This is a genomic window from Pseudoalteromonas sp. 5Ae-yellow (genome assembly GCF_014077565.1).
In the GTDB taxonomy this organism is placed as follows: domain Bacteria; phylum Pseudomonadota; class Gammaproteobacteria; order Enterobacterales; family Alteromonadaceae; genus Pseudoalteromonas.
The window spans coordinates 1-10369 of sequence record NZ_JACGWD010000104.1 but is presented as its reverse complement, the minus strand read 5'-3'; the positions used below and the strand labels follow the sequence as shown (position 1 = coordinate 10369).

Here is a 10369-nt window from a genome sequence, read left to right as displayed (position 1 = left end):
ATAGCCACGCGGTATGAAAAGCTTGAACGAAATTATCATTCAATGCTCGCTTTAGCATTTACTATGATGTGGCTACCAATGTGGGCTGATTGATATATGTACTACAAAGATCAACAGCCCCTAATTGATTATTTAAAAATAAATTATAAAGAGGCTTTTATATTAGCCTATTTAATAGATGGCGATTGTAGGCTTAATTTTCAACCGCGCAAGTATTTTTAACATTCTTTTGGTCGTATTTTAATAATAAAAACGCATAAAAAAAGCGCAGTTAATAACCGCGCTTAATAGATAACCTGAACTCTGGATAATAAATCTATCTCTAGCAGCTATTTTCAGCGCTAACTGCGTTGAATTTACTTGCAATAGGCTAGCTATTGACGCGTAAATTCGCCTTGTTTTCACTGAAAACCTCTGGCTAGAGAAATAAGCTTAAATATCATCATAATAAAATATGTTGGTATATCTCTTAACCAGAGTTCAGGTTAAATAGTTTTTAGCTTTAATTAAAATCCAAAGCTTACTTTTGCGTAGTACGTTCTGCCGTCAAAGCCGTATGGCAATGCACGTACTGGGTATTTAAATGCGCCGTTGGTGATAAAATTAAGTACTTCGTCGTCGCCTAATTCATCTGGTGTTTCGTCAAATACGTTATCGGCACCTACCGAAAGCGCAAACATGTCATTAATTTGGTAACTAACATTTAAATCAACTAACACAGCAGACTCAACCGTACTTGTTGGTTTAAATGACCCCGTAGGCGAAAGCTCACCAGGTAATGAAATATGGTCGTTACCAAAGTATTTTACGTCTGTTTCGCCAAAGTAGTTAAAGCGAATAGTAGATGTGTATGCATCGCGCTCGTAATCAAAGGTAAGCGTTGCACGCTCACTTGGTTGTCCGTCTGTAAAAAAGCTACGTTGTAGGTCGTCAAATGCAACTGCTTCAGGAATACCGTCTTCTGCATTTACGCCGTCAATTTTAGTATCGTTTAGGTTACCCGCAAAGGTTACACCAAAATTACCGCCTTCAACGTCTGTACGGTACGATGCAATAATATCAACGCCCTGCGTAGTAGAATCAACCGAGTTTGAAAAGTAGTTAGCTTGTACTGCACCCGTTGCTTGTAGCGCTGCAACTGCTTCACTGCTAAACGATACATCGTCAGCGCTAAGTAAGCTGCCAAGTGTAATACGGTCTTCAATTTCTACGCGGTAAAAATCAACCGTTAACGAAAGCTCGCTTGTTACATCGTAAACAAAACCTGCGCTGTAGTTTGTTGAAGTTTCAAGCTCTAAGCTATCTACGCCTAACGCACTTGGGAAAGCGGTCCCTGTGTTTGCCGTGAACGACTGCGTTAATGTGCCGTCTGAGCCTAAGTTAGTTGTAAAGGCTGTATAACCACTTTGTTGAAGTGATGGCGCTCTAAAACCAGTAGATACTGCACCACGTACTGCAAAGTCATCTGAAAATTCATAACGTGTTGCTAATTTACCAATTAAATCATCCCCAGCATCTGAGAAATCTTCATAACGTAGCGCACCACTTACGTTCCATGCATCTGTGATCATGGTTTCTACGTCTACATAAACTGCGTAGCTGTTACGGTCGCTGTCGTTAGCCGCTTCAGGGCGTAGGCCGTTATAAGCTTGAAAACCACACTGTGCAAATTGATCCGGATCGTTTACTGATGGGTACGATGTATCCATATTTGCTAAACCACACGCGTACGATGCTTCATCGCCTGCAACTATTTCGTAGTTTTCTTTACGGTATTCGGCGCCTACTGTTACATATAAAGGCTCACTACGGCCAATATCTACAATACCGTTTACATCAAGGTTGACCGTTGTTTGATCAAATCTAAAACCACCTGAGTAACCGCCAGTAGGGCCTGCGTTTGCTGCAATGTCGGCATCGCTTGCACTTGGGTTATTAAATAAATACTCAGCCGCGTAAGAAGCGTTTAATGTATTACGTGATGTAAAATCGTATTGGTTTTCGCCATAAACAGCCGATACATCATAAGTCCAGTCTGTGTTTATATCGCCTTTAAAACCAAGCGCTACTGAAATATCTTGTGCTTCGTTATATATGCGCGGTAAAAAACCATCACTATATACTTGAGTTACGTTTTTAGAGGCTTCGTTAAAGTTACGGTAAAAACCATTACCTAGTGCAGTACGCTCTGAGTAGCCACCAAACGAGTAAAGCTCGCCGTCGCCCATAGGTAATGCCATGTTGTAAAATAACGACGTAAATTCACTTTCTGAGTTACCTTGGCCCCAGCGTACATCTTCACTTAGTGTACCTGGTTCAACATTAAGCGAACCACCCGTATCGCGCTCTGCACGGTTAGTGCCGTCGGCATCACGGTACTCAAGCGATAGGTTAATAAAGCCGCCTTCGTTACCTAATTCAAAACCACGGTTTAAACCTGCTGAAATTGTATCGCCGTCACCTTCACTTGTGCCGCCGTATTGTACAAAACCCGTTGTAATACCGGTTGAGTTATTAAGAGATAAGTTAATTACGCCTGCAATAGCATCAGAGCCATACTGCGCTGCAGCGCCATCGCGTAATACTTCAACGCCTTTAAGCGCTGTTAGCGGAATGGCATTCATATCAGTACCCGCAGCGCCTGCACCTACAGTACCGTTAAGGCCAAAAATTGATTGGTTATGACGACGTTTACCATTTACTAATACAAGGGTTTGATCTGGTTGTAAGCCACGAAGTGTTGCGGGTCTAAATAAATCTGAACCGTCTGATACTTGTGTACGCGAAAAGTTAAATGAAGGCGCTGTCGCTTGAAGGCTTTGGCCTAATTCGGTAAAACCACCTTTAGTTAAATCATCTGCGTCAATTAAATCAATAGGAGAAGAAGACTCTGTAGAGGTACGGTTAGATACACGCGATCCTAATACAGATATTTGCTCTATGTTTTTAGCAGCTTGCACTGGTGCTTCTTCAGCGTTAACAATGCTTGGTGCGCTAAACGCGAAAGCAACGGCTACAGCAAGTGTGTTTAAACGGTATGTTGACATAGTGACGACCCTGTTTTTTTGTATTCTTAATAATATGTGTGTGGTTATGATGCTCATAATCTGTTGCAAACATCCTAGCAACATATGCAAACAAAAAGAAATGAAAAAAACGAAATATTTGGTATAAGTATGCAAATAAACTTCAAGATAAGAAAAAACAACATCAAATTGGTTAAAATACGCGCTAAAAGAGCATTAAACTTCAAAAGCTAGCTGGTTAACTTTTTATTTACAATGTGGTTTTGCTCGTTTGTTTATACTTTTAGAGGTAATAGGCAGCGGATGGTCGTACCTGTCCCTAATGTGCTGTTAACTTCTATTTTTCCACCATGATCGTTCACCATAGCGTATACAAGTGTCATACTCATGCCGGTACCTTTTCCGACTTCTTTTGTCGTGTAAAAAGGGTCAAACATATGTGCTATTGTGTCTTCACTCATTCCACAGCCATTATCTTTTACCTCAATACATATATTTGTGGCTTGTTCAAAAATACTCACCTCAATAATGCAGCCTTTTTCTAAATCAAGCTCGCATGCTTGCCAAGCGTTCATTAATAAATTTACAAAAATCTGATTAATAGATGATAAATTGCACCAAATAAGTGGTAGTGGTTCAAAGCGTGTTTTTATTTCGCATAACTTAAGTTTGTTACTCAATAATCTTAAAGCGTTATTAGCGCCAGTCGTTATATCGGTTAGTTGTTTATCTTGCGAAGAGGTGGGGTGAGCAAAGTTTAATAAGTCATGCACAATTTGTTTTATTCGTTTGAGTCCTTCAACGCTGTCGTTAACTTGTCCCTGTAAGTTGTTATAAAGCCACGCATACGGATACTGTAAATTGAGTATGTCGATTTCGTGTTTAAAACGGCTCTCTTTAATTTCGTTATTTAAGTATTGCTCGTTAAGTTTTAGCAGCGTGATGAGCAAAGGGGTAGAGTTTTGTAAGCTTTCTATATTACTCATTGCATAGGCAAGCGGGGTATTTATTTCGTGGGCTACGCCTGCACAAAGCGTTCCTAAGGTCGCCATTTTTTCAGTTTGCACAAACAGCATTTGTTGATGTTCTAAATCGGCTACTTTTTTTTGTAATTCATTATTTATGGCAACTAAAACGGTGCTTTTATCTTTAAGTAATTGTTCTGCGGCCAAGCGCAGCTTTTGTTCGTTTAAAAAAGCACGTTCAAAATTACCATCTGATCCATTCATTCCTTTCATCCATATAGATAACTTTATACATAACTTTATACATAACGTTTAGTCGTCTGTATGCAAATTTGCAACTTTAGTGCAGCCAAGGCCTAATATTTTGCATAAGTAATTATCCACTTATTGCTAATAACTCCATTATGTAAATACCACTTAATATAAAAGGTAGGCACAAACACACCATAGAGTATTTTTTTAAGCTATTATTTAACCAGAAGTAATTTAAAGGCGACTCAATGACTCAAGTAACACCAAGCACACCAATAAATCAGATTGATGTACTTTGCATTGATGATGATGAAATAGTACTACGCACGTTAACACGGCTACTTGAAGTAAATGGCCTGTCGGTTATTGTTTGCGATAACCCGCAAAGTGCACTAACGCTTTTTAAAAATCATGAGTTTGGTTTAATTATTAGCGATATGCGTATGCCGGTAATGAACGGTGCCGAGTTTTTAGAAAAAGCACGTGCGCTGGCGCCCGACACTCAACGCATTTTGTTAACCGGTTACGCCGATATACAAACAACCCTAGCGGCTGTTAACCAAGGTCAAATAAATGGCTATATTCAAAAGCCTTGGCAAAACGACTTATTACTTCGAAGCATTAAAGATAGCCTTGAAAAGTTTGCGCTAAAAAAACAAAATCAAAAGTTAGAAGCACAAGTTAAGGCGCAAAACCTAGAGCTGCTAGAGCTAAACAACACGTTAGAGCAGCGAGTAGATAAACGTACTTTACAAATAAAACAAGTTTTAAAAAAGCTTGAAGACGCCAACGAGCGTGAAAAACAAGAGCACAAATCAACTGTAGAGTTACTATATAATTTTATTAACGCAAACCCCTACCTAGACGGCAACAAAGCACAAAACATTGCAAATACCTGTACACAAATAGCGCTTTATTTAAACCTGTCGCAAAAAAGCATTGATCTTGCTCCAATGGCTGGCTATTTAGCGCAAATAGGTTTGCTTGCTATGGACCCTGAGCTTTATAAAAAACCGCTAAACAGGTTAAATGAGCAACAACGTAAGACCTTTTATACTCACCCAAGTACTGCACAATTAATGCTAATGCCAGCAATACATTTACACGATTTATCAGATGCTATTTATTATCAGTTTGAACGTTTTAACGGTAATGGAATGCCCAAAGGTCTTGCCGGAAACGACATACCAATAGGAGCTATGGTATTGGGGTTAGCGCGCGATTACTGGGATGCATTTGAGCAGAGCAATGCAAGCGATGAAAAGCAGCGCCACGATGATGCACTTGAAGGTGTAAAGCTTTACAGTGGTTCGTTTTATCATCCCAAAATTGTACGTGCGCTTGAAGCAAGCCATGCCAAACTACACGAACAAAAAAGTTCAGCAGGATCAGTGCTAATTTGTAACGCCCATGAACTCAAAGAGCAAATGACACTCGGCCATGCTCTGCACAGCCATGCAGGTATAATGTTGCTGCCAAAAGGCCACGTATTTGGCAGTAAATCGATAGAAAAACTCCAACAGTTAGAATCTAAAAAGCCAACCCCGTTTAGAATAATGGTTAAAACTGCTAAATGATTGATCTAAACGGCAGTTTTTTTCGTTACAATGTGCATAAAATACATAATTGAATTTGCTTAAAGGAGCACTCTGTGTCGCGATTTTCTGCGGTTACTGACAACCCCCATGATGGGCGTTTTAACCAAAAAACGGGAATACTGCTAACTAACTTAGGCAGCCCTGATGCACCAACAGCGGCTGCGCTTCGTACATATTTACGCGAATTTTTATCAGATCCACGCATTGTAGAAATACCACGCTTGGTATGGATGATAATTTTACATGGCATTATTTTACGGGTACGCCCTAAACGTTCGGCTAAATTATACGAGAGTATATGGACCGAAAACGGCTCACCACTTACCCACATTACTCGTCAACAAAGCGTAAAGCTAAATGCCTTATTAAAAGAGCAAGGGTATACAAATACTGAAGTGGTAATGGCTATGCGTTATGGCAATCCTTCAATAGAGGCAGGACTTGAAGAGCTACGAGATAAAGGCTTAACGCGTATTATTATACTGCCAATGTATCCGCAATATTCTAGCCCAACTACAGGCTCAACCTTTGATGCCGTATCGAGCGTACTGCGAAAATGGCGCTGGGTGCCAGAGCTGCATTTTGTTAATGGCTATCATAAAAATACCCGTTACATTGAATCCCTTGCTAATAGTATTAGTGAGGATTTAGAAGCGAATGGTATGCCACAAAAAATTGTTTTTTCGTATCACGGTATGCCTAAATTGTTTTTAGAGCGAGGCGACCCGTACCACTGCTTATGTTTACAAACCACACGCTTAGTTGTCGAAAAACTAGGCCTTGATAAAGACAAAGTAATTAGTACTTTTCAAAGTCGATTTGGTAAAGCCGAGTGGTTAAAGCCCTACACCGACGCAACTCTCGCAGCCTTACCTGATGAAGGTATTACCGATGTAGCTATTATTAGCCCTGCTTTTAGCGCCGACTGCCTAGAAACACTTGAAGAGCTAGAAGGCGAAAACCGTGAAATATTCGAAAACGCAGGCGGCGAAAAATACCGTTACATAGCGGCACTAAACGACAGAGACGACCATATAGAAGCTGTGTTTGATGTTATAAAACCTATGTTGTAACCAGGTTTACTAAAGCACATAGCTAAATATATTTCGCATTAAGCGGTGTTAAAATTAACACCGCTTTTTGTTTTTAGGGCTTTTAAAATTTTGTTGTAGAGGGGCAGCCATGGCATCATGTAAAAACGTAGTTTTTAGGTGAGTAAGTAATCAAAAGGTGTGCTTCTCGTGTAAGAAAGTGCTCTACAAGTCATACTCTTAAACTTTGGTATAAACACCTGTAGACGTGCAGCTTGCTGGCGTTTAAAAGCAACGCTTTTACAGAATTGTTAAGCTACATGTGTATCAAACCCTATACACAAAACAAGGAGAAGCTACGCTTCTAACGTGAGCAAGCTCTACGTCTACAAAACAACGTATTACGTCAAATTCGATGCAATGTTTACCGTAGACGCGCAGCATTCTGGCGAGTAAAAACGTAGTTTTTAAAAAATAATTAAAATACATAAAAACGCATTGTGGAGGGGGAGAATACCTAAGCAACAGCAATTCAATGCTATCGTTTAAAATATAAATCAATCGCTTTGGTGAGAAGCTCGTCGAGCTGTTCTTCAAATTCTTCAATATTAATATCAAAGTGTTTTAAATAAGCCCGAGCCTGAGCAAGTGATAAATTACGGCTGTTAACGCTATATTGTCTCTCGTCTATGGTTTTATCGTAACGAGGTAAAAATACAAATTGGCCATAAAATGGTGACTTAATATGCTTATTTGCAAAACGACAAAAATCTTCAACATGCTCAGCCCCTTTAGGGCCGAGGCAACCGGGCTCAATGCGGTACATTAAGCGGATTTTTTTGTCGTCATTTATTTGCATTAAAAACCTTTATCTAAAAAACAGTACGCGTACTATTTTCCCATCTTTAATTTGGTAGCTCGAAATAAGTTCTGAGCGTTTATCAATCACGTTTTCGTCAGTTGAACAGGTTTCTGATAGTTCGTGATCAATCACTATATCACCGTGCACTATGCGCTTAATGGGTGATGAGTGAATACACTTTAACTTTTTAAACATTAGCCCATAACGTTCTATTAGTTTTTCTTTACCTTTAAATAATAGCTCATTAGGGAAAATATAAAACTCAACATCTTCGGCATATACACGAAGAAACTCTTCAATGTTGCGTGCGTTATAGGCTTTAACTAACTGCTCTACTACCGCAAGTGATTCGCGCGATTGCTTAGCTTTAGTTTGCTGCTTAACTGTTAGCGCTTCTTTTGCTTGCGTAACTGCTTTTTCAGCTTCGGCTACAGCCACTGCTTTTTCTATTTTATTTTTAGGCTTTTCAGTGGGTTTAATCTGCTCGTTACCCAATACTTTTGAATCGTCTGGTTTAGTCGCATCAATTGTTGGCTTTTTAAGCTCAGGTGCTTTGTATTCAAGCGTATTTACTTTCTCGTCAGCTTTAGCCTGAGTTGTTGATTGCTCATCTTCAACTTTCGGTTTTTCAACGTTTGCTTGAGCTTCAACTTGCTGCTCTTTTTGCTCTGGCTCGCTTTGTTCTGCGGCGTAAGTAATAAGCGCAACGGTAGTAATTAACGAGGCAAAAATAATAGATAACGGTTTCATAACTTTCCTAAAATGAACACTAAATACGTGTAATACCAATTGCATTAAATAAGTAACCTATTATAGCGTTAAGAAAATAGCACTATAACAAGGCGAAAATTATGACATATAGTTGTTCTATATGAATAATTTTTAACGCAGTTAGTAAGTTATTTAATGCGATAGAATGATCATATTTTTGATGAAATTGGTATAAGGGTGCAACATAGCAAATTTTAACGTTATCGGGTAGTTAATACCACCACTGTAGCTTACCAGTACTGCTCTACTGTAATGTTACCGGGTGCTTTGCGGCGGTTACGCGTAAAGTTTTTATCGATAAGTAGCGCGGTTGTGTCTTTTACCATTTGTGGGTTTCCGCAAATCATAAATTGCGCGTTACTAGGCTCTGGGTTTAATTTTACATGTTCAAACAAGCGGTTGCTCTCAATAGCGCTAGTAATTCGCCCACTTAAGCCTTGCAATGGCTCTTCTCTACTTACAACAGGAATATAGTTAAGTTGTGCTGGGTACAGTCGTAATAGCTCGTTAATAAGTGCCTGATAGCTCAAATCGTTATTAAAACGTACGCCATGTACTAAGTTTATGCTTTTGTATTTTTTCCACACATCGGGCTGTTGTAATATTGATAAAAAAGGCCCTATGGCAGTGCCAGTACCTAACATCCAAAGCTGATCGCTTTGTGGTATTTCATCAAGGGTAAAAAAACCAGTTGCGCGTTGCTCTATAAGTACGGTTTCGCCTGGCTGTAATTTAGCTAAACACGGCGATAATAAACCATCAATAATGTTAATAAGGTAAAACTCGAGGTCGGGGTTTTCAGGGGCATTCACATATGAGTAAGCCCGAGCGATACGCTTGTCGCCATCCATTATAGAAAGCTTTGTAAATTGCCCTGCTTTAAACGGTTCTACATTAGCATTAACGGTTAAGCTAAAGAGCGTTTCGCTCCACCATGTTACGCTTTTTACTGTTGCTTCAACCCAATTAGACATAGTTACCTCTTGGTTTAGCCATTAAAGTTTTAAATAACTCACTCCATAAACATTAGCATTAAGTGACAAAGACTTACAGGAGAATATGACTAGATTTAAAGCAGTGATGTATGCAGTATTTACCAATAAAATAATGTGAATAATTAGCTCTGCGATGCTGTATACGTTGAGCTTGCTCACGTCAGAAGTGAAGCTTCTAATTACTTAACTCATGATCACAAAGATAAACACAATCCCAAAATGGATACTCCTCAGCTTTATTCACAAGCCCAGCGCGTAAAGGGTTAGCGATTATATAACGTGCTTGGTTAATTAAATCATCTTCTGCTCTAAGCTGGTGCTCAAAATAGTTTTGCTGCCAAATTTGCCCATTAGAACAATTAAACTTATTAATGTTCACCGTGGTAATACTTTTATATTGCCTTACAACGTCAGTAAGAGGTAAATCTTTCAATTGAAACAACCAATGGAGATGATCTGGCATTAGGGTATAGCAGATTGTATTCACCTTATTTTGCATATAAACCAAACCTCTTGTGGCAATACATGCATTTTCAAAGCTCTTAAATAACGGAGTTCTTTGTTTTGTACATATTGTCACAGAGTAAAATTTATTTTTTGAGGAGTGACGTCCTGTTAATAGCTTTTTAGAGGAATACATAAAGATTTTAATTTATTGGTTTTTATAAATATAGATAAAATGTGTTATACGACAAGTTAAATAAAACCACGGCGTTAGGTTTGGCGGTAGGCGTACAGCTTACTCACGCGAGAAGCGCAGCTTCTAATTACTCAACCACCTATAGTAAAAGCGTTGCTTTTAAACGCCAGCAAGCTGCACGTCTACAAGTTAAATCAAACCACAGTGTCAAGTTTTGTGGCGTAGAGCT

At 39.1% G+C, this 10369-nt stretch carries 9 protein-coding genes and 1 pseudogene; 4 read left to right on the top strand and 6 right to left on the bottom strand.

The features are described 5' to 3' along the window. A pseudogene (locus tag H4J63_RS18750) lies at positions 1 to 93 on the top strand (IS5/IS1182 family transposase); the annotation flags it as partial. A gap of 413 nt (positions 94 to 506) precedes the next feature. Here H4J63_RS18750 and H4J63_RS18745 read toward each other — a convergent pair. Both H4J63_RS18745 and H4J63_RS18740 read right to left on the bottom strand, forming a co-directional pair. Further along, positions 507 to 3047 (bottom strand): TonB-dependent siderophore receptor, encoded by a 2541-nt coding sequence (locus tag H4J63_RS18745; RefSeq protein ID WP_182197953.1) that lies wholly within the window; start codon positions 3045 to 3047, stop codon positions 507 to 509. A gap of 254 nt (positions 3048 to 3301) precedes the next feature. Next, a complete protein-coding gene (locus H4J63_RS18740; protein ID WP_182197952.1) occupies positions 3302 to 4255 on the bottom strand; it encodes a sensor histidine kinase in 954 nt (317 codons plus the stop codon). Positions 4256 to 4491: 236 nt separating this feature from the next. Between H4J63_RS18740 and H4J63_RS18735 the strand changes: the two genes are divergently transcribed. Both H4J63_RS18735 and hemH read left to right on the top strand, forming a co-directional pair. After that, complete coding sequence (locus H4J63_RS18735) at positions 4492 to 5820, top strand: HD domain-containing phosphohydrolase (protein WP_182197951.1); 1329 nt, start codon at positions 4492 to 4494, stop codon at positions 5818 to 5820. Positions 5821 to 5894: 74 nt separating this feature from the next. Beyond that, positions 5895 to 6914 carry a ferrochelatase gene (hemH, locus tag H4J63_RS18730; RefSeq protein WP_076924936.1) on the top strand — a complete coding sequence of 340 codons (1020 nt, stop codon included), beginning with the start codon at positions 5895 to 5897 and terminating at the stop codon, positions 6912 to 6914. A gap of 496 nt (positions 6915 to 7410) precedes the next feature. Here the strand turns inward: hemH and H4J63_RS18725 are convergent, their stop codons facing one another. The 4 genes from H4J63_RS18725 to H4J63_RS18710 form a co-directional block, all read right to left on the bottom strand. Beyond that, positions 7411 to 7731 carry a hypothetical protein gene (locus tag H4J63_RS18725; RefSeq protein ID WP_076924937.1) on the bottom strand — a complete coding sequence of 107 codons (321 nt, stop codon included), beginning with the start codon at positions 7729 to 7731 and terminating at the stop codon, positions 7411 to 7413. Positions 7732 to 7740: 9 nt separating this feature from the next. Then, positions 7741 to 8484, bottom strand: coding sequence for a nuclear transport factor 2 family protein (locus H4J63_RS18720; RefSeq protein ID WP_024599411.1), 744 nt, complete (start codon positions 8482 to 8484; stop codon positions 7741 to 7743). Between the two features lie 251 nt (positions 8485 to 8735). Continuing rightward, positions 8736 to 9479, bottom strand: coding sequence for a ferredoxin--NADP reductase (locus H4J63_RS18715; RefSeq protein ID WP_182197949.1), 744 nt, complete (start codon positions 9477 to 9479; stop codon positions 8736 to 8738). Positions 9480 to 9675: 196 nt separating this feature from the next. Further along, positions 9676 to 10140, bottom strand: a complete 465-nt coding sequence (locus tag H4J63_RS18710; RefSeq protein WP_076915317.1) for an REP-associated tyrosine transposase — start codon at positions 10138 to 10140, stop codon at positions 9676 to 9678. A gap of 41 nt (positions 10141 to 10181) precedes the next feature. Here H4J63_RS18710 and H4J63_RS20135 point away from each other — a divergent pair. Then, a partial coding sequence (locus H4J63_RS20135) for a hypothetical protein (protein WP_220467247.1) occupies positions 10182 to 10369 on the top strand: 188 nt, incomplete at its 3' end.